The following is a 19,778-nucleotide window of genomic DNA, read 5'->3' as shown; positions in this document are numbered from 1 at the left end:
CCTTTTATTGTTGTTCAACGGAGGAGGGCAGGGCGAGGCGGCAGCGCCAGAGGGCATGGCCCGATGCGCGGTACTTCTCCTCAAACGGCGTGATCGGCGCAACCGCATCGAACGATTCGGCCTGCACCGGCATGCCGGTCAGCTGGGTCAGCGCCGCCGCGCATTCGTCGATATAGATGCGCCAGTTGCTGCGGCATTCAAACTGCCCGCCCAAGGCCACCACGGCGGGAAACACCGGATGACCATGCCAGCGCCGGCCGAGGTGCTGCTTCTTGGGCCAGGGATTGGGATAAAGCAGATACTGCCGCGCCGGCCGCACGCCGGATTCCAGCATCAGGCGCCAGTAATCCACCAGGTCGGCACGCAGGCGCAGGCAGTTTGCGGGGAGCGCATCGGGCCAGTGCACCTGGCGCGCCAGGCGATCGGCCGACTGGTCGATGCCGATCACGAAATGGTCGGGATGACGCGTTGCGAGGTGCAGGGTGGACAGGCCCACGCCGCAGCCGGCGTCGAGTATCAGTGGCGGCCTGCCATGCGCTTCCCAGGCCGAGATGCTGGCCTCGAAGGCGCTGCGGTTGTAATCGGTGACAGGCTTGCGAAACACCGTGGCCGCGTGCTTGGCCACCTGCTGCGCCAGGTCGTCATGCATTCCTGGCTGGGTACTGTGGATGGGACTTGAATTGGCATGCATCGCGGCAGTATACCCGGATGCCGCGATCTTTCAGGGCGGCGCCATCGGCAATTACGGCGCCGCGCGCGCTACGGTGATCAGTGTAGGCGCACCGGCTGATGCATCATTTCGTCGAAGTTGCCGAGGAAGTCGTCGATTTCCTCCATGCTGGGCTCTTGCGCGATCAGGTCCTGGACATGCTGGCGGAAGGATTCGGCCAGCGCGCCATTGATGAAGATTTCGCGGCGTCCGGATTTGTCCATGATTTCATAACCGCCGAAACGCAAGGCCTCACGCGCCTGGTCGGCGCCGAACTCCACTACGCTGTACTGGTCGCTGTTGTAGATCAGGTTCATGTATGCTCCTCGTGCGATTGCTGATTGCCGGAAGAAATTTCCCGCTGCTGACACAGAACATGGCGCCCGCGCGCCGCATTTCAAGACGCAATATGCAGGTCTTCTGTCAAGGTCAATAACCGGCTATAGGAATCGGTTCGGAGGAAGGCGCGAAATTGCGCCAGGTGGCTGGTGTCGGCCAGCGCAATGAAGAGATGCTGCGGCGCCTGGCGCAGCACGCGGTTGAGCGTCACACGCATGGTCAGGCTGCCGGTGCAGCAGGGGCAGCCAGGCGCAATGCGCACGATCTGCTGCGCCGGCAGCGCCTGTTGCAGGGGAGAGTCCGGTTTCCCGTCCGGCAATCCTTCCAGGATGGCAGACGCGGAGATGCCGGGCTGCAGCGCCGCCGCGATGGCCGCTTCGCGCGCGGCGTAGGAACTGCCCGTGACCAGCGTGACTGCCGTCATCCGCTGCGTCGGCCCAGCTTGCCGGGCTCGACGCCAAGCTGCTTGAGCTTGCGGTACAGGTGGGTGCGTTCGAGGCCGGTGCGCTCGGCCACCCTAGTCATGCTGCCGCCCTCGCGCTGCAGGTGATGCTCGAAGTAGGCGCGCTCGAAGGCGTCGCGCGCTTCCCTCAGCGGCAGTTCAAAGGATACCGTAAAGCCTTTTTCCTCGGGCGCCTTGGGCGCTTCGGGCGCTTGCGGCTGCACACCGCCCGGCGCACCCTGGACGGCCGGCGCGGCTGCCGGCAGCGGCTCGCTGACTGGCGCCGGGATCGGCCTTGCCACCGCCGAAAGCGTGCTGGCGCGCGCCACGTCCTGGCCGCGCGACAATCCCTGCTGCACCGCCTTGAGCAGCTTTTGCAGGGAGATCGGCTTTTCAAGGAAATTCAGCGCGCCGATGCGGGTCGCCTCGACGGCGGTGTCGATCGTCGCATGGCCCGACATCATGATGACGGGCATGGTCAGCATGCGGTCGCGCTGCCATTCCTTGAGCAGGGTGACGCCGTCGGTGTCCGGCATCCAGATATCGAGTAGCACCAGGTCCGGAGTGGTGCTGGCGCGAATCTGGCGCGCCTGCTGGGCGTTTTCGGCCATGGTCACCACATGGCCTTCGTCGCCCAGTATTTCCGAGAGCAATTCACGTATGCCCATCTCATCATCAACTACCAGAATATTTGCCATTTCCTTGCCTTGGTTAATTCAGATTTGGATCACTCCCGGACCGTGCATTCTACTTGTCTGTGTGGCGCTGCCTGATCTTGTTAGCTTTTCGTTAGTTCTTCGGCATTGGACGCCAGCTTCAGAAGCAGTATGACTATTTTAGCGCCGCTGACATTGCGCCGATTCTGGATATCGACGCGGCCGCCGTGCTCTTCCACGATTTTTTTCACCATCGCCAGGCCCAGGCCGGTGCCGCGGGTCTTGGACGTGACATAGGGCTCGAAGGCGCGGGCCAGGATCTTGGCCGCGAAACCGGGGCCGTTGTCCGTGATGGTCAGCCGCACCGCCGTCTGGGCTATGCCGTCCGAGCCGGGAAAGTGCACCGTCTCGGTAACCAGATCGATGCGGGCCGGTTCAGCCTCGGCATCCGCGCGTTCGGCCACCGCGTCCTGGGCATTCTGCAGCAGGTTATGGATCAGCTGGCGCAACTGGGTGGCGTCGCCCATCACCCGCGGCAGGTCCGGCGCCAGTTCGGCATGGATGATGTCGCGCTCGTCGCCGCTCATGTAGAGCGCCAGGATTTCCTCGATCAGCCCGTTCAGGTTCAATGGCGACAGCACCGCCGGCGGCGTCTTGGCATAGTCACGGAAGTCGTCGACCATGCGCTTCATCGCCGTCACCTGGCTGACGATGGTGCTGGTGGCGCGACCCAGCATGGCGGCGTCGGAAGGGGCCAGCTTTTCTTCCAGCTTCATCTGCAGCCGCTCGGCCGACAGCTGGATCGGCGTCAGCGGATTCTTGATCTCGTGCGCCAGCCGGCGTGCCACCTCGCCCCAGGCGATCGAACGCTGGCCGGAGATGACGTCGGAGATGTCGTCGAACACCACCACGTAGCCGGTTGCGCTGTCGACCGGCAGCCGCGAGCCGCGCGCCAGCAGGGTGATGTTGTTTTCGACCTCGGCATCGCCGACGCTGCGCGGTATCTCGATCTGCTGCTGCCAGTGGAAGTCGTTGCCATGCTCGCCGGCCGACTTGGCGCTCTGCTCGGTGAAGGCGCGGATGATGACGTCGGCAAAGGCGGACAGGCCCTCGATCTCCGACAGTGGCTGGCCAAGGTGCGGCTCGAAGTCATGCTGCAGGATGCGGTCCACCGATTCATTGCAGCTCATCAGGCGGAACTGCCCGTCCAGCACCATCACGCCGGCCGACATGTTGGCCAGCACCGATTCCAGATAGGCCTTGGCGTTTTCGAGTTCGGTGCGGTTCCTCTCCACGGCGGCACGGGCGTCGAACAGCTGGCGGGTCATCGTGTTGAACGACTGCGTCAGGGTGCCCAGCTCGTCGCTGGTGGCGACGATGGGCCGCGGCGACAGGTTGCCCTCGGCCACCGCCTTGGTGCCTTCGGCGAGCAGCAGCAGCGGCTGCGCCAGGTCATTGGCGATCAGGAAGGCGCTGGTGACGGCGCCGAAGATGGCCAGCAGCAGGGTCAGGGTAAGCGTCACGATGTAGATCTTGCGCAGGCCGGTGCGGCCCACCGAGCGCGCCTGATATTCGCTGTAGGCGGCGCGCAGGGCCTCGGCGTCAGCCGCGAGCTGCTGCGATACCGGCTGCATCAGCTGCAGGAAGCGGGCCTCGTTCTGCAGCGACAGGTCGCTGCTCTTGCCGGGGATGGCGACCACCACGCGCAGCCTCAGGCCGGCGCCGGGGTCGGCTGCCTTCGGCTTGCCGTCGCGCAGCCGGTCCAGCCCTTCGCTGCTGCCTTCGATGGCGGCGAAACCGCGCGTCAGGCGGGCCTGGCTCAGCATGTTCGCCGTCGGCAGTTCGGGCACCAGCGAGCCGATGTTGCCGCCGGCGCTGGCCACCACCCGGTTGCTGGACGTGACGATCAGCGCTTCCTGCAGCTGGCTCTGGTCGCGCAGCCTGGAAAGCTGGGTGATCTGGCTGGCGTCGGAATAGTCGGCCAGTTCAAGCGCCATGGCCCGCGCCTTGGCGTTGAGGTCGGCCAGCGAAGAGTCCAGCGCGGTGCGGCCTAGGTTCAGGCCCGCTTCCAGCGCCGACTCGACCCGCACGTCGAACCACGATTCGATCGACCGCGACACGAACTGCACCGACACCACATAGATCACGGTGCCGGGCAGGATGCCGATCAGCGCAAACAGCATCACCAGCCTGGTCATCAGCCGCGAGCCAAAGCGGCGCTGCTTGTAACGCTGGTACAGCCGCAGCAGCAGGGTCGTGACCAGGCCCAGCAGCAGCGCGGCGAACAATGCGTTCAAACCCAGCAGCCAGGAATAGTTCTGGTCGAAGAACACCGAATTTTCGGATGCGGAGGCGAGCAGGAATAACAGGATGCCGGTGATCGCCCCGCCAAAGACCAGCACATACCGCAGCACCCGCGTCACTTGCCGTCCGCCCTGAAAGTGAAGTAGCGCCAGTCGGAGGAAAGCCGCCAGTCGCTGCTGTTGATGGAATGGATCTGGAAGGGCTTGGGAAGCTGGGCGACGTCAAGCTCCATGCGCAGCGCCACGGAATAGAACTCGCCCGGCTTGAGCGCATCCGGCCCGGCCACCAGCCAGCGCCCGGGCCGCCGCACCAGCGACATGGCTTCGTCCAGCGAAGCGAAGCTCTGCTGCAGATTGCTGCCATTGATGGCGGCGCGGTATTGCCGGGTCAGCACGTTATAGGAAATCCGTATGGTCTGGGTGGCGCTGGCGGTGCGCTCGTCGAGCCAGTACCAGCGCGGGCGGCGGATCACGACTTCGGTGGTGAAGTACAGCGGTATGCCGCGGGCGATGGCGCTTTCCAGGCTGCGGTTGAGATCGAACTGGTAGACGGCGGCCAGCTTGTAGCCTTCGTCGGTGTATTCAAGATTGGCTTCCGCGATCTCGACATCGCCGGCATGCGCCGCTGGCATGGCCAGTGTCAGCATGGACGCCAGTGCCGCTGCCAGCCAGAACCAGAGGAAAAATCGTCGAATCACGCGCTATCGCAGGCTTGCAGCCCGGGAAATTGTTTGGGCCATGGTATCAAACGCCCGGCTTTTGGAATAGCGCGTAGAACAAGCCGTCGTGATCCTGTCCGGCTTGTGAAACGGGCAACAATTGGCCAGGCGCGGGCAGGCGCAGGGCCTGATGGCGCACCGCGAAGGCGGCGGCCTGTCCTTCCGATTCCTGCGGCCAGACAGAACAGGTGACGAACAGCATCTTGCCGCCCGGCGCGAGCATCTGCCACAGGTTGTCGAGAATGCGTGCCGACAGCGTCGCCAGCTGCGTGGCGTCGCCCTTGCGGCGCAGCCAGCGGATGTCGGGGTGGCGACGCACGATGCCCGAGGCGGTGCAGGGCACGTCGGCGAGTATCCGGTCGAACGGCTTGCCGTCCCACCAGTCCTGGCGCGCGGCGTCGCCCTGTTGCAGGCTGGCCTGCAGCTGCAGGCGCTGCAGGTTGTCGGCCACGCGCTGCAGCCGCTGCCCGTCCTGGTCCAGCGCCACCAGGTCCAGCGCGGCGCATTCCAGCAGATGGCCGGTCTTGCCGCCGGGCGCGGCGCAGGCGTCGAGCACCCGCATGCCGTCCTGCGCGTCCAGCAGCGGCGCGGCCAGCTGGGCGGCTGCGTCCTGGACCGACGCTAAGCCCTGCCCGAAGCCGGGAATGCGCTGCACCGGCACCGGCTGCGCCAGCCGCACCGCGTCAGGCCCCAGTTGTTGCGCCGCCATGCCGTGCTGCTCCAGCAGCGCCAGGTAGGCCGCCATGTCGGTCTTGCGCCGGTTTACGCGCAGCGTCAGCGGCGGCAGGCTGTTGCCGGCTGCGAGCAGCTGCTCCCATGCAGCGGGGTAGGCGGTGCGGGCGGCGTCTATCCACCATTGCGGATAATTCCATTGCGCCTCGCGGTTGCCGGCCAGCTGCGCGGCCAGCGCATTGCGTTCGCGCAGGAAGCGGCGCAGCACCGCATTGACCATGCCGCGCGCATGCGCCAGCTCGGCGTCGGCGCCGGCGGCGCTGACCGTCTGGTCGACCACCGTATAGGCCTCATAGGCGGCATCGGCGCCGGCATCGGTATCGAGCAGCGCCAGCGCGCATTCCAGCAGCGCCAGCAGCAGCGGCGGCTGCGGCGGCTTGCTGGTCATCGCCTGCACCAGCGCGTCGGCGCGCCCGCGTGCGCGCATGGCGCGATAGGCGATGTCCTGGATCGCTCCGCGTGCCTGCGGGCTGGCCGACAGCGTCTGGTTGACGCGTGCCAGCGCCTGCGGCAGTGCGGTGCCGGTGCGCACCAGGGCTACCGCACGGGCGGCGCCGAGCAGGCTGTAGGCGAGGGAATCATGTTTGGGGTAAGGAGAGGTCACGGGTCGGCTGAAGGCAGAAAGACAGGCGGGAATCCGCTGCAAAGGCGGGATTGTAACGGACCCGCCGCCCGGCCTGCGCTACTCGTGCTACGGCCTAGACGCCCCAGACCACCGGCTGCTGCTCGCGGTCTGCGGCGCGCAGCATTTCCAGCAGCGGATAGGCACGGCTGGCAAAGCTCACCACCTGCGCCGGTTCATGGTCGTGGTCGTCATGGTCATCGCCATGATGCGCCGCTACGTCGCGCTGCAGTTCTTCCGCGGCGGAGTGGGCCCGGCTCTCGGCGATCTGCTTCTCCAGCACGGTGATCGCGTTCGGCATTTCCGGCGGGGTGATGACGCCCTGGTCAGGGTTCTTGCCCAGCAGGTCGAGGATGCGCTTGGCATGCTCCTTGTACATCAGGATTTCGGCGGCGGCCTTTGATTTGAATGTGATCAGCATAAAGACCCTTTCGTATTGAACAAGATGGGCAAAACGATAGCACGCTCGCAAAACCGACGCTGGCGCGAGCGCAAGGCTGCTCGCTGCAATACCGCTAGCTTCCCGGCTTGAAGGAGTCGAAGAAAGTTGTCACCGCTTCCGCCGGCACGTCCTGCGGCGCGCCGATGATGACCACCTGATAGACCCGCTGGCCGCGCGCGCCGAAGCGGGCGGTTAGCCGCAGCGGCCGGCCGTTGCGGCTGCCATCGGCCACCACTTCATTCAAGGGCAGCGGTCCGGCCACTGCCTTGTCGCTGGCGATGGCGCCGCCGATGTTCTTCACCATCGCCGTCTTCATTGCCGCCAGCGCCGGCTGCACCAGCGCTGCGCTGGGCAGGCTGGCGCTGCCGATGGCAAACATCACGCCGTTGACTTCCGCCGCCGTCATCGCCATGTCGGTGCGTATGCCGTCCAGGTTGACCTGCTGGGTATGGCTGGATGTCTTGGCGGGGAACAGGGCGACGAAGGTGGCGTCGGCCGGCTGCACCTGGCGCCAGTTGTAGTCGGGCGAGCAGGCGGCAAGCGTGGCACAGAGGAGCAGGGCAGAGAGGACACGGCGGAAATTCGGCATGCGCGCAATCATAACAGCGGAGCACGGCACAGCGCCGCCCAAGAAAAAGCCCGCGCTTGCAGCACGGGCTAAAAACTTCCAGGGAGTGGTGCTTCAGCGAAGAACCGAATTCATGGTATTGCCATCCAAGTATTTATTCTTTGCGCGAACACAATCTGTCGCCAGTTTCCACGCCCGGCTATACCACCTTCACGCGGATGTTCGGCAGGCCGTCGATATGCCCTTCCATGATGTCGCCGCGCACCACCGGCCCGACGTTTTCAGGCGTGCCGGAGTAAATGATATCGCCCGGCATCAGCTCGAATGCCTCGGACAACTTGCTGATCTGCTCGGCCACGGACCAGATCATCTGGTCCAGGTTAGCCTGCTGCTTGACTGCGTCGTTGACCTTGAGCCAGATGGCGCCATTCCTGAAATGGCCGGTCGAGCTCACCGGATGGATGGGGCCGATCGGCGCTGAATGGTCGAAGCTCTTACCGATCTCCCAGGGCTTTTTCTGGTCGCCCATGCCGCGCTGCAGGTCGCGGCGGGTCATGTCCAGACCGATCGCATAGCCGTACACCAGGTCCAGCGCCCGGTCCAGCGGCACATTGCGGCCGCCCTTGCCGAGCGCGGCGACGAGTTCGATCTCGTAGTGATAGTTCTTGGTCAGCGTTGGATAGGGATGGTCGATGGTCTGGCCCGGCGGCACCAGCTGAATCGCATCGGACGGCTTCTGGAAGAAGAACGGCGGTTCGCGGTTGGGGTCGGAGCCCATCTCGCGGGCATGGGCGGCATAGTTGCGGCCGATGCAGTAAATCCGGCGCACCGGGAACATCTCGCTGCTGCCCACGATGGGAAGCATGGGCTGGGCCACCGCAAAGGGCGTTTTCGTGTCATGGCTGGCTCTGCCCGGAATGGCGCAGCCGGCCAGGCCACCAATGCCCGCGGTTGCCGCGGTTTTCAATAGGGTTCGTTTGGACTGATCCAAGATGGTCTCCTGATTATCATTCGGCCCTTGTTCGCACGGATGTGCCGGACCGTCGACGCATTATGCAGCAGAAGAAGCCAGGTTTCACTGATGCAACGCAGCAGGAATTGGCAAGCCTGCGCGTTCCCGTAGGAGATCCGGCCTGGCGCCTTCAGCCTTCAGTCATGCCGGAGCGCGCGCCGGTACTGGATGGCTTCGGCAATGTGGGCCTGGCCGATCTCCTCACTGCCGGCCAGGTCGGCAATGGTCCGTGCCACCCGCAGCACGCGGTGGTAGGCGCGCGCCGACCATCCCAGGCGCGACATGGCATTGCGCAGCAGCAGTTCGCCCTCCGGGCTCGTATGACAGGCGCTTTCCAGGCCGGCACCCGCCAGCGCCGCATTCAGTTCGCCCTGGCGCCCGATCTGGCGCCGGGCGCACTGCTCGACCCGGACGCGCACCGCGTCCGAGGTTTCGCCGCTGCCGCCGGCCAGCAGCTCCTCCTGGGCGATCGGCCCGACCTGGACCTGCAGGTCGATGCGGTCGAGCAGCGGGCCGGAAATCCGGCCCTGATAGCGGTTCACCATGTCGGGCGTGCAGCGACAGCGGCCTGCCTGGTGGCCGAAGTAGCCGCAAGGGCAGGGGTTCATCGCGGCCACCAGCTGGAACCGGGCCGGGAATTGCGCCTGCCTGGCCGCGCGGGAAATGGTGATGCATCCCGACTCCAGGGGTTCGCGCAATACCTCCAGCACCCGCCGCTCGAACTCGGGCAGTTCATCGAGAAACAGCACGCCGCGGTGGGCCAGGGACACCTCGCCTGGCCGCACGCTGCTGCTGCCGCCCACCAGCGCGACCGCGGAGGCGGTGTGGTGCGGCGCGCGATAGGGGCGGGATTTCCAGCGCAATGGGTCGAAGCTGCCGGTCAGGGACTGCAGCGCGGCCGATTCCAGCGCTTCCTCTTCCGTCATCGGCGGGAGAATGCCGGGCAGGCGCGATGCCAGCATGGACTTGCCGGTGCCCGGCGGCCCGATCAATAAGAGGCTGTGGCCGCCGGCCGCGGCGATTTCCAGTGCGCGGCGGGCATGGGCCTGCCCTTTCACGTCGGACAGATCGGGATAGGGATACGGCTGCGGCGACAGGCAGGCCTGGTGGCGCTGCAGCCGCTGCTGCGGATCCGTCGTGGCGAAATGGGCGCACACCTGCAGCAGGGAATCGGCCGGCAGCACGGTGGCGCCGGTCACCAGCGCCGCTTCGTCGGCATTGGCGCGCGGCAGGATGAAGGCGCGGCGGGTGCTGCCGGCCCGCTGCATGGCAAACGTCATGGCCAATGCGCCGCGGATCGGCCGCAACTGGCCGGACAGCGAGAGTTCGCCGGCATATTCATAGTCGTCCAGGCGGTCTGCGGGCATCTGGCCGGATGCCGCCAGGATGCCCAGCGCAATCGGCAGGTCGAAGCGGCCGGATTCCTTGGGCAGGTCGGCCGGCGCCAGATTGACGGTGATGCGGCGCGCCGGGAACTCGAAGCAGGCATTCTGCAGCGCGGCCCGTACCCGGTCGCGCGATTCCTTGACCTCGGTGTCCGGCAGCCCGACGATGGTGAAAGCCGGCAAACCGTTGGCCAGATGCACTTCCACCGTGACTTCCGGTGCGGCCATGCCTGTCAACGAACGACTTTTCAACACTGCCAATGTCATGCTCGCTCCGTCATCGAAGGGCAAACCGGGTTGCGCGTCGTCGACGCAGGTATTCAGACCGAGAGCGCAAGATACGCAAGGCAGTCGGTAACTTCAACCGGGCGGCGCTAACAAAGCAGGCTGGCGTCGTCAGCGGTACGGAACGGTTGATCGGCTATGATGTACCGACCAGTTTTTCCGTCCCGAAAAATTTCCTGGAGTTAACTCTTTCGATGCAGATGGACCCGATTACTGCCGCTACGGCAACCATGGCGGTGCAACTGGCTGTGGCCATCATCATGGCGGGCACGTTCTACGCATCGCCGGCGGAACGCTGCACGCGTTACTGGGCGCTTTCCGGCCTGCTTTCCGCCGTGGGCGTGCTAATTGTCATCATCAATGCCGGCGCGCCGAAGTTTGTCCTGTCCGTGATAGGCAACACCGCGATCATCGCCGGCATGGTCACGCAATGGTGGGGCGTGCGGGCGTTCTACCGCCGCCGGCGCACTATTCTGGGCTGGGTCATCCTGGCCGGATTCGCCGCGCTGTTTGCGCTGTCCATGCTGCTGGACCAACCGCTGCGGCAGCGCGCGCTGCTGTCCTCGCTTGCCATGGCGCTGCTGGCCTTGCTGAATCTGCTGGAACTCTGGAAGCGGCGGCACCCGGTTCCGTCCTTTGCCGGCATGCTCGCCTTTGTCGCCGCGCTGGTGTCCTTCGTCACGTTCAGCGCGCGCGCCATCGGCATTTATCGCGAACATCCGCATTTCCTGCCCGATACCGCGGCCGGGGCCGGGGTCGTGGTGGTCTACATGATCCCGATGGTCAGCACGCTGCTGTTCGCCATGGCCCTGCTGCTGCTGTACTTCGAGCGCATGGTGGCGGAGAAGCACCAGATGGCCACGCATGACGAACTGACCAGCCTTTACAACCGGCGCGCCATCGTGGCGGCCGGCAAGCGCGAGATCGACGTGGCGCAGCGGCTGGGCCGGCCGCTGGCAGTCGCCTATATCGACATCGACCATTTCAAGAAGATCAACGACCAGCTGGGCCATGACGCGGGCGACCATGTGATCACCGACATCGGCCACATCCTGAAGGACACCTGCCGCAATATCGATATCGTCGGGCGTTACGGCGGGGAGGAGTTCTGCATCATCTTTCCCGGCATGGACCGGGAAGGCGTCACCATGCTGGCGGAACGGCTGCTGGGCGAAGTAAGGCGCTACCGCTTCCGCGACAATCTTCCGGTGACGGTCAGCATGGGCTTTGCCGTGCTGCAGCCGCAGGACGACGAGCGCAACTGGACGGCGCTGATGCAGCGCGCGGACGGCCTGCTGTATCAGGCCAAGTCAGCTGGCCGCAACCGTTATTGCATCTGAACGTCCCGGCCGGCGCGGCTGCCTCAGGCGCCGCCCTGCTTGTCCCTGAGCAGGGCTTCCAGTTCGGCCAGGCGCGCTTCCAGCGCATCCACCTTGGCGCGGGTCTTGGCCAGCACCTGCATCTGCACGTCGAATTCCTCACGCGTCACCAGATCCAGCCGGGAAAACCCCTGGCTCAGCATCGCCTTGACATTCTTCTCCAGGTCCTTCGCGGGCGAATTGTCGATGACCTGGCCGATTTTGCTCTGCAAGTCGTTGAAAAAATTGGATCTGTTCATGATTTTCCTCGATGAATGGAAGTTTTGCTCTTATTTGGTGCGCACGTTCGCGGTGCGCTCCACGACGGTGCGTTCGGAGATCGCTTGTTTTGAATCATACAGGTCGATCGGTGATGCATTACATAGCGCAACTGCCACTACTCCATCGGCTGGCACGCCTCATGCTAATGCTAGGACAGAGTACCTGAACAAAGCAAAAGAACGTAACGCGCCAATAACTTTAAGGGAATTTCATGAAAAAGCTGATCCTGTCCGCCGCAGTGCTGAGTGCCCTGTCCGTTTCCGTCCATGCGCAGACCGCCGCGCCGACGCCCGAGCATACCTTCACCGGCAATGTGGCGGTGGTGTCGGACTATCGCTTCCGCGGCATTTCGCAGACATTCAAGCAGCCGGCAGTGCAGGGCGGCTTTGACTATTCCCACAGCAGCGGCTTCTACCTGGGCAACTGGAACTCCAACGTCAGCGGTAACCAGTACAACAATGGCGCCGGCCTGGAAATGGATTTCTACGGCGGCTACAAGTTCGAGGTGATGCCGGACTTCACAGCCGACATCGGCCTGCTCTACTACTATTACCCGGCTGCCAAGGTTGGCAACACGGGCGAGAAATACAACAACGGCGAAGTCTACTTCGCTGGCGCCTACAAGTGGTTCTCGGCCAAGTACAGCTACGGCCTGACCGATTTCTTTGGCCTGAACAACGCCACTGCCGCCGTACCGAACGGCAATTCCAAGGGTTCCGGCTACCTCGACCTCAACGCCACCTTCGAGGTTGCCGAAAAGACCACGCTGACGCTGCATGCCGGCCGCCAGTGGGTGCGTCATTATGGCGACTTCAACTACAACGACTACAAGGTCGGCGTGGCGCGCGACTTCGGCTTTGCCACGGTGGGCCTGGCCATCGTCGGCACCGATGCCGACAAGAACCTCTATACCGCTGTCGACAGCAATGGCCGCACCAAGCGGGTAGGCAACACCGGCGCGGTGCTGTCGATCTCGAAAACCTTCTGACACCCGGGAGCTTCCCATGAAACTCATCACCGCCATCATCAAACCCTTCAAGCTTGACGAAGTGCGCGAAGCCCTGTCCGCCATAGGCGTGCAGGGAATCACGGTCACGGAAGTCAAGGGATTCGGACGGCAGAAAGGCCATACCGAGCTGTACCGCGGCGCCGAGTATGTGGTCGACTTCCTGCCCAAGACCAAGATCGAGGCCGCGGTGGACGAGGCCATCGTCGAGCAGGCGATCGAGGCCATCGAGACCGCGGCCCGCACCGGCAAGATCGGCGACGGCAAGATTTTCGTTTATGACCTCCAGCAGGTAGTGCGTATCCGTACCGGTGAAACCGGCAAAGAAGCGCTGTAAGGATGACAACATGAAAAAACCATTTGCAAAACTGCTCGCCGCTGGCATGTTGATGTGCGCCATCGGCTTTGGTCACTCGGCTTTCGCCGCCGATGACGCCGCCAAGGCGCCCGCCACCGTGGTGGCCCAGGCCGCCACCGAACCGGCAGCCGCCGCGCCGGCCGCGGCTGCTCCCGCCGCGGCGGCGCCTGCCGCTGCTGCAGCGCCGGCCGCCGCCGCACCCACGCCCAACAAGGGCGACGTCGCCTGGATGACGGTTGCCACCATCCTGGTGGCGATGATGTCCATCCCCGGCCTTGCGCTGTTCTACGGCGGCCTGGTCCGCTCCAAGAACATGCTGTCGGTGCTGATGCAGGTCTTCACGGTGTTCTCGCTGGTGATGGTGCTGTGGGCAATCTACGGCTACTCGCTGGCGTTCACGCCGGGAGGCAGCTTCATCGGCTCGTTCGACAGGCTGTTCCTGAAGGGCATCACGGTCGAGACCGTGACCGGCACCTTCAGCAAGGGCGTGGTCCTGCCGGAATTCACCTTCGTGACCTTCCAGGCCACCTTCGCCGCCATCACCTGCGGCCTGATCATCGGCGCCTTTGCCGAGCGGGTGCGCTTCTCCGCGGTGCTGCTGTTTACCGTGCTGTGGTTCACCTTCTCCTACCTGCCGATCGCCCACATGGTCTGGTTCTGGCCTGGTCCGGACGCCTATACCGACGCCGCCGCCGCTGAAGCCGCCACCGCCGCTTCGGGCTGGCTGTTCCAGAAGGGCGCGCTCGACTTCGCCGGCGGCACCGTGGTGCACATCAATGCCGCCATCGCCGGCCTGGTGGGCGCCTTCGTGATCGGCAAGCGCATCGGCTACGGCCGCGAAGCCATGGCGCCGCACTCGCTGACCATGACCATGATCGGCGCATCGCTGCTGTGGGTGGGCTGGTTCGGCTTCAACGCCGGCTCCGGCCTGGAAGCCAACGGCCTGGCCGCCATGGCAACCTTGAACACCATGCTGGCAACCGCCGCCGCGGTCGTGACCTGGACCATGGGCGAGTGGATGGCCAAGGGCAAGCCCTCGATGCTGGGCGCTGCGTCCGGCGCCGTCGCTGGCCTGGTTGCCGTCACCCCGGCCGCCGGCTTCGTCGGCCCGATGGGTTCGCTGGTGATTGGCCTGCTGGCCGGCATCATCTGCCTGTGGGGCGTCAATGGCCTGAAGCGCATGCTCGGCGCCGACGACTCGCTGGACGTGTTCGGCGTGCATGGCGTGGGCGGCATCCTGGGCGCCCTGCTGACCGGCGTGTTCGCCTCGCCCTCGCTGGGCGGCAGCGGCATCTATGACTATGTGGCCAATGCCGTGTCGCCGGAGTACTCGATCTCCGGCCAGGTCTGGATCCAGCTGCAGGCCGTGCTGACCACCGTGGTCTGGTCCGCCGTCGTGTCCTTCATCGCCTACAAGCTGGTCGACCTGATCGTCGGTCTGCGCGTGCCGGAAGAGGAAGAGCGCGAAGGCCTGGACATCACCAGCCACGGCGAATCCGCCTACCACGCCTGACCCTGTCATACCTCCTGGCCGCCAGCGGCCCCTCAAGCGCCCCACGGGGCGCTTTTTTTTGGGCCAGCGGTTTAAAACCGGCGGTATGCCCCCATTCTGCTCGCAGTTGGCTGCACATCTCTTGTCCTGCCACCCGGCGCTAGGCCGGGAATCCCGCTAGAATCTGCGTCACTGTAGACGTAATGTAAAGAAAGTTCATCATGGTTCCGCATCTCGTCACCGCCCTGAACGGCCCCCTGCTCGATCTCGAAAAGAAAATCCTCGCCGCCACGCCTGCCATCGAGCGCTGGTTCCGGCTGGAATGGCAGGAGCACACGCCACCGTTCTACTGCTCGGTGGACTTGCGCAATGCCGGCTTCAAGCTCGCCCCGGTCGACACCAACCTGTTCCCCGGCGGCTTCAACAACCTCTCGCCCGAGATGCTGCCGCTGGCGGTGCAGGCGGCGATGGCGGCGATCGAGAAATATTGTCCGGACGCCAAGAACCTGCTGATGATTCCGGAGCGCCATACCCGCAACACCTTCTACCTGCAGAACGTGGCGCGGCTGATGCAGATCTTCCGCCAGACTGGCCTGAACATCCGCCTCGGCACGCTGGACGAAACCATCAAGGAGCCGACGCCGATCAACCTGCCTGACGGCGGCACGCTTACGCTCGAACCGCTGGAGATCCTGGCCAATGGCCGCCGCGTCGGCCTGAAGAACTTCGATCCCTGCACCATCCTGTTGAACAACGACCTGTCGTCCGGCCTGCCGCCGATACTGGAAGACCTGCACGAGCAGAACGTGCTGCCGCCGCTGCATGCCGGCTGGGCGGTGCGGCGCAAGACCAATCACTTTTCCGCCTACGACGAGGTGGTCAAGAAGTTTTCCAAGCTAATCGATGTCGATCCGTGGATGCTCAACCCGTATTTCGCCAAGGTCGGCCCGGTCGACTTCCAGGAGCGGGTGGGCGAGGATGCGCTGGCGACGGCGGTCGACGCGGTGCTGGCCAAGATCCGCAAGAAGTACAAGGAATACGGCATCAAGGAAACCCCGTTCGTCATCGTCAAGGCCGATTCCGGCACCTACGGCATGGGCATCATGACGGTGCGCGACGCCAGCGAGGTGCGCGACCTGAACCGCAAGCAGCGCAACAAGATGGCGGTGGTGAAGGACGGGCTGGAAGTGAGCAATGTGATCGTGCAGGAAGGCGTCTACAGCTTCGAGCACATCAACGACGCGGTGGCCGAGCCGGTGGTCTACATGATAGACCGCTACGTGGTCGGCGGCTTCTATCGGGTGCATGCCGAGCGCGGCGCCGACGAGAACCTGAACGCGCCCGGCGCGCATTTCGTGCCGCTGGCCTTCGCCCAGCAGCATGCGCTGCCCGACCCGCATGCGCGGCCCGGCACCACCGCGCCGAACCGTTTCTACATGTACGGCGTGGTAGCCCGCCTGGCGCTGCTGGCCGCCTCGATCGAACTCGAAAAAACCGACCCGAATCCGGAAGTGTATTAACAACATGAAGATCGCCTTCCTCGCCGACCCGCTTTCCACCTTCAAGATCTACAAGGACACCACCTACGCCATGATGGTCGAGGCGGCGCGCCGCGGCCACGAGCTGTATGCCTTCCGCCATCGCGACATGGCCATCGAGGGCGGCCGCGTGGTCGCCAACATCGCCCGCATCCACCTGACCGGCAATGCCGACGACTGGTACCAGGCCGAGCCGGCGGTGGCGCGCGCACTGACCGACTTCGACGCGGTGCTGGAGCGCACCGATCCGCCGTTCGACATGGAATACATCTACGCGACCTACCTGCTGGAAGTCGCGCAGAACCATGGCGCGAAGGTGTTCAACCGGCCGGAAGCGATCCGCAACCACAATGAAAAGCTGGCCATTGCCCAGTTTCCGCAGCTGACCGCGCCGACGCTCGTCACCACCGACAATGCCCGCATCCGCGCCTTCCACCGCGAGCACCAGGACATCATCTTGAAGCCGCTGGACGGCATGGGCGGCGCCGGCATCTTCCGGGTGCGGGAAGACGGCATGAACCTGGGTTCCATCATCGAGTCGCTGTCCGACAACGGCCGCCGCACCATCATGGTCCAGCGCTACATTCCGGAGATCGTCGACGGCGACAAGCGGGTGCTTTTGATCGGCGGAGAGGTGATGCCCTTCGGCCTGTCGCGCATACCGCAGGGCGGCGAAGTGCGCGGCAACCTGGCCGCCGGCGGCCTGGGCGTGGCGCGGGCGCTGACGCCGCGCGAGCGCGAGATCGGCGAGACCGTGGCGCCCACCTTGTGGCAGCGCGGCCTGCTGCTGGTGGGCCTGGACGTGATCGGCAACTACCTCACCGAGATCAATGTCACCAGCCCGACCTGTTTCCAGGAAATCGAGCAGCAGACCGGCTTTTCCGTCGCCGAGAAGTTCATCGATGCGCTGGAACGCGCGGCGGGCGTGGTTTAATGCAGGCTTTCCGTTTCTGATCACCCTCCTATGGTTGGCATTCTGCTCCTGACCCATGCGCCGCTTGGGCAGGCATTCATCGACGCGGCAACCCATGTCTTTCGCAACCGGCCCGAGCGCCTGGAGGCGATCGACGTCAATGCCGACCAGGACACCGGCGAAGTCCGGCGGCTGGCGTCGGAATCGATCCGGCGCATCGACGACGGCAGCGGCGTGCTGGTAATGACCGACGTGATGGGCGGCACGCCGTCGAACTGCACGCTGCCGCTGTGCGAGCCGGGCCACGTGGAAGTGGTGGCCGGCATCAGCCTGCCGATGCTGCTGCGGGCGCTGACGTATCGCAATGACACCATCGATGTGGTGGTCGAGATGGCGCTGGCCGGCGGCCAGAACGGCGCCGTGCGGGTCGACAACCGGGTCCGACTTTCCCCTACCTGAAACCAACAAGAACAGACCAATAATGATTCAGCAAGACATAGAAATCATCAACAAGCTCGGTCTGCATGCGCGCGCATCGGCGAAGCTGACCCAGCTGGCGGCCAAGTACAAGAGCGAAGTCTGGATGACGCGCAACAAGCGCCGCGTCAATGCGAAATCCATCATGGGCGTGATGATGCTGGCGGCCGGCAAGGGCGCCGTGGTGAGTCTGGAAGTCGACGGGCCCGACGAGCAGGCATGCTTCGACGCGCTGTCGCAGCTGATCCAGGCAAAATTCGGCGAAAGTGAGTAGGCGCGGCCCGCAGATCCACCAGAACAAGCACACATCAATGGCATCCTTCACGCTTCATGGCATACCGGTATCGCGCGGCATCGCGATAGGGCGCGCGCACCTGCTGGCCTCGGCCGCGCTCGACGTCAAGCATTACCTGATCAGCGAGGAGCAGGTGGAAGCGGAGGTGCAGCGCCTGCAGAACGCGATCGCGGCCGTGCACCAGGAACTGCAGGCCGTATGGCGCGAGCTGCCGCCGGATGCGCCGGCGGAGCTGGGCGCCTTCATCGATGTGCATGCGCTGATCCTGTCGGACCCGATGATCTCCGAGATGCCCCTCGATATCATCCGCAGCCGCCACTACAACGCCGAATGGGCGCTCCTGACCCAGATCGACGAGCTGTCGGCGCAGTTCGACGAGATCGAGGACACCTACCTGCGCGAGCGCAAGAACGACATCCAGCAGGTCGGCGAGCGGGTGCTGAAGGTGCTGACCGGCACCGCCTCCACGCTGGCCGGCCTGGCCAGTTCGCCCGACTCGACCGCCCACATGATCGTGGTGGCGCACGACATCTCGCCGGCCGACATGCTGCAGTTCCGCGACCGCGCCTTCGCCGGCTTCATCACCGACCTGGGCGGCCAGAACTCGCATACCGCCATCGTCGCCCGCAGTCTCGACATCCCGGCCGCGGTCGGCATGTACAACGCCTCGGCCCTGATCGCGCAGGACGACTGGGTCATCATCGACGGCGACGCCGGCGTGGTGATCGTCGATCCGCCGCCGGTGGTGCTGGAGCAGTACCGCGAGCGCCAGGCGCGCATGCTGCGCGAGCGCAAGAAGCTGTCCAAGCTGAAGAAGACGCCGGCAATCACCAAGGATGGCACCGAGATCACGCTGCTGGCCAACATCGAGCTGCCGCAGGACTGCGCGGCGGCGCTGGAGGCGGGCGCCACCGGCATCGGCCTGTTCCGCTCCGAGTTCCTGTTCATGGGGCGCGCCGGCTATGCCAACCGCCTGCCGACCGAGGACGAGCAGTTCGAGTCCTACAAGATGGCGGTCACCGCGATGAAGGGCCGGCCGGTGACGATACGCACGCTCGACATCGGCGCCGACAAGCCGATGGACAATGCCGAGGAAACCGCGCTCAACCCGGCGCTGGGCCTGCGCGCGATCCGCTACTGCCTGGCAGAGCCGCAGATGTTCATGGCCCAGCTGCGGGCGATCCTGCGCGCCTCGGCCTTCGGACCGATCAAGCTCCTGATCCCGATGCTGGCGCATGCCTTCGAGATCGACCAGACGCTGAACATGATCGAGCAGGCCAAGGCGCAGCTGCGCGAGGCCAACAGGAAGTTCGATCCGCTGATCCAGGTCGGCGCCATGATCGAGATACCGGCCGCCGCGCTGGCGCTGCCGCTGTTTGCGCAGCGGCTGGATTTCCTGTCGATCGGCACCAATGACCTGATCCAGTACACGCTGGCGGTGGACCGGGTCGACCACGAGGTGGCGCACCTGTACAACCCGCTGCATCCGGCGGTGCTGTTCCTGCTGTCGACCACGATCGCGGCCGGCGCCAAGGCCGGCATCCCGGTCTCTGTCTGCGGCGAGATGGCAGGCGACACCAAGCTGACCCGGCTGCTGCTGGGCATGGGCCTGCGCGAGTTCTCGATGCATCCGGCCCAGCTGCTGTCGGTGAAGCAGGAAATCCTCAACAGCGACCTGACGGTGCTCGTGCCCAGGACCCGCAAGATCCTGCGGCTGATGGAAGCCAATGCGATCAACGAGGCGATGGAGCAGCTGCGCAGCGCATAGGAGCCACGGGCGCGCCCGTTTGACGCCGCCCCATGACTTCGCTATTCTTCCGTGACTGCGCCGATTTGACCGGCTGC

General features: G+C 64.9%; 21 protein-coding genes. 9 read left to right on the top strand and 12 right to left on the bottom strand.

Annotated elements, in window-relative coordinates; genetic code table 11:
* Positions 1 to 4 precede the first annotated feature (4 nt).
* From trmB to ABC383_RS13350, 11 genes are all read right to left on the bottom strand, one after another.
* Positions 5 to 649 (bottom strand): tRNA (guanine(46)-N(7))-methyltransferase TrmB, encoded by a 645-nt coding sequence (trmB, locus tag ABC383_RS13400; protein ID WP_413014675.1) that lies wholly within the window; start codon positions 647 to 649, stop codon positions 5 to 7.
* A 119-nt stretch (positions 650 to 768) separates the two neighbouring features.
* Positions 769 to 1,026, bottom strand: a complete 258-nt coding sequence (locus ABC383_RS13395; protein ID WP_413014673.1) for a BTH_I0359 family protein — start codon at positions 1,024 to 1,026, stop codon at positions 769 to 771.
* 80 nt (positions 1,027 to 1,106) lie between these two features.
* Positions 1,107 to 1,472, bottom strand: a complete 366-nt coding sequence (locus tag ABC383_RS13390; protein ID WP_413014672.1) for a GTPase — start codon at positions 1,470 to 1,472, stop codon at positions 1,107 to 1,109.
* Positions 1,469 to 2,188, bottom strand: coding sequence for a response regulator (locus tag ABC383_RS13385; RefSeq protein WP_413014670.1), 720 nt, complete (start codon positions 2,186 to 2,188; stop codon positions 1,469 to 1,471). The genes ABC383_RS13390 and ABC383_RS13385 overlap by 4 nt, the downstream gene beginning before the upstream one ends.
* Before the next feature lie 80 nt (positions 2,189 to 2,268).
* A complete protein-coding gene (locus ABC383_RS13380) occupies positions 2,269 to 4,569 on the bottom strand; it encodes a sensor histidine kinase (protein WP_413014668.1) in 2,301 nt (766 codons plus the stop codon).
* Positions 4,566 to 5,147 carry a DUF4390 domain-containing protein gene (locus tag ABC383_RS13375; protein WP_413014666.1) on the bottom strand — a complete coding sequence of 194 codons (582 nt, stop codon included), beginning with the start codon at positions 5,145 to 5,147 and terminating at the stop codon, positions 4,566 to 4,568. Before ABC383_RS13375 ends, ABC383_RS13380 begins: the two co-directional genes overlap by 4 nt.
* A gap of 46 nt (positions 5,148 to 5,193) precedes the next feature.
* Complete coding sequence (rsmB, locus tag ABC383_RS13370) at positions 5,194 to 6,504, bottom strand: 16S rRNA (cytosine(967)-C(5))-methyltransferase RsmB (RefSeq protein WP_413014664.1); 1,311 nt, start codon at positions 6,502 to 6,504, stop codon at positions 5,194 to 5,196.
* 94 nt (positions 6,505 to 6,598) lie between these two features.
* Positions 6,599 to 6,943, bottom strand: a complete 345-nt coding sequence (locus tag ABC383_RS13365) for a DUF1840 domain-containing protein (RefSeq protein WP_413014662.1) — start codon at positions 6,941 to 6,943, stop codon at positions 6,599 to 6,601.
* A gap of 94 nt (positions 6,944 to 7,037) precedes the next feature.
* Positions 7,038 to 7,553: a hypothetical protein gene (locus tag ABC383_RS13360; RefSeq protein WP_413014660.1), complete on the bottom strand. Its 516-nt coding sequence runs from the start codon at positions 7,551 to 7,553 to the stop codon at positions 7,038 to 7,040.
* A 178-nt stretch (positions 7,554 to 7,731) separates the two neighbouring features.
* Positions 7,732 to 8,523 (bottom strand): fumarylacetoacetate hydrolase family protein, encoded by a 792-nt coding sequence (locus ABC383_RS13355; protein ID WP_413014658.1) that lies wholly within the window; start codon positions 8,521 to 8,523, stop codon positions 7,732 to 7,734.
* Between the two features lie 158 nt (positions 8,524 to 8,681).
* The gene (locus tag ABC383_RS13350) at positions 8,682 to 10,196 is read right to left on the bottom strand and encodes a YifB family Mg chelatase-like AAA ATPase (RefSeq protein WP_413014657.1); all 1,515 of its coding nucleotides are present in this window, start codon (positions 10,194 to 10,196) and stop codon (positions 8,682 to 8,684) included.
* Between the two features lie 218 nt (positions 10,197 to 10,414).
* On the opposite strand from ABC383_RS13350, the gene ABC383_RS13345 reads away from it, so the two are divergent.
* The gene (locus tag ABC383_RS13345; RefSeq protein ID WP_413014656.1) at positions 10,415 to 11,554 is read left to right on the top strand and encodes a GGDEF domain-containing protein; all 1,140 of its coding nucleotides are present in this window, start codon (positions 10,415 to 10,417) and stop codon (positions 11,552 to 11,554) included.
* Positions 11,555 to 11,577: 23 nt separating this feature from the next.
* On the opposite strand, the gene ABC383_RS13340 is transcribed toward ABC383_RS13345, so the two are convergent.
* Entirely contained in the window at positions 11,578 to 11,832 is a 255-nt protein-coding gene (locus ABC383_RS13340) for an accessory factor UbiK family protein (protein WP_217346123.1), read from the bottom strand.
* A 233-nt stretch (positions 11,833 to 12,065) separates the two neighbouring features.
* Here ABC383_RS13340 and ABC383_RS13335 point away from each other — a divergent pair, with 233 nt between their 5' ends.
* The 8 genes from ABC383_RS13335 to ptsP all read left to right on the top strand — a co-directional run bounded on the left by ABC383_RS13335 (position 12,066) and on the right by ptsP (position 19,701).
* Positions 12,066 to 12,842, top strand: a complete 777-nt coding sequence (locus tag ABC383_RS13335; protein WP_413014654.1) for a TorF family putative porin — start codon at positions 12,066 to 12,068, stop codon at positions 12,840 to 12,842.
* A 16-nt stretch (positions 12,843 to 12,858) separates the two neighbouring features.
* Positions 12,859 to 13,197, top strand: coding sequence for a P-II family nitrogen regulator (locus ABC383_RS13330; protein WP_413014652.1), 339 nt, complete (start codon positions 12,859 to 12,861; stop codon positions 13,195 to 13,197).
* 10 nt (positions 13,198 to 13,207) lie between these two features.
* A complete protein-coding gene (locus tag ABC383_RS13325) occupies positions 13,208 to 14,731 on the top strand; it encodes an ammonium transporter (RefSeq protein ID WP_413014650.1) in 1,524 nt (507 codons plus the stop codon).
* Positions 14,732 to 14,931: 200 nt separating this feature from the next.
* Positions 14,932 to 16,230, top strand: a complete 1,299-nt coding sequence (gene gshA / locus ABC383_RS13320; RefSeq protein ID WP_194713940.1) for a glutamate--cysteine ligase — start codon at positions 14,932 to 14,934, stop codon at positions 16,228 to 16,230.
* Between the two features lie 4 nt (positions 16,231 to 16,234).
* Positions 16,235 to 17,182 carry a glutathione synthase gene (gene gshB / locus ABC383_RS13315; protein WP_413014647.1) on the top strand — a complete coding sequence of 316 codons (948 nt, stop codon included), beginning with the start codon at positions 16,235 to 16,237 and terminating at the stop codon, positions 17,180 to 17,182.
* A gap of 30 nt (positions 17,183 to 17,212) precedes the next feature.
* Positions 17,213 to 17,620, top strand: a complete 408-nt coding sequence (locus ABC383_RS13310; RefSeq protein ID WP_413014645.1) for a PTS sugar transporter subunit IIA — start codon at positions 17,213 to 17,215, stop codon at positions 17,618 to 17,620.
* Between the two features lie 22 nt (positions 17,621 to 17,642).
* Positions 17,643 to 17,912: an HPr family phosphocarrier protein gene (locus ABC383_RS13305; RefSeq protein WP_194713937.1), complete on the top strand. Its 270-nt coding sequence runs from the start codon at positions 17,643 to 17,645 to the stop codon at positions 17,910 to 17,912.
* A 37-nt stretch (positions 17,913 to 17,949) separates the two neighbouring features.
* Complete coding sequence (ptsP, locus tag ABC383_RS13300) at positions 17,950 to 19,701, top strand: phosphoenolpyruvate--protein phosphotransferase (protein ID WP_413014643.1); 1,752 nt, start codon at positions 17,950 to 17,952, stop codon at positions 19,699 to 19,701.
* Positions 19,702 to 19,778: the final 77 nt, after the last annotated feature.

The sequence above is a fragment of the Noviherbaspirillum phoenicis genome, assembly GCF_047237965.1.
Taxonomy (GTDB): Bacteria; Pseudomonadota; Gammaproteobacteria; order Burkholderiales; family Burkholderiaceae_D; genus Noviherbaspirillum_A.
Note: the sequence above shows the minus strand (reverse complement) of the source record. Positions and strands in the feature narration are given on the sequence as shown.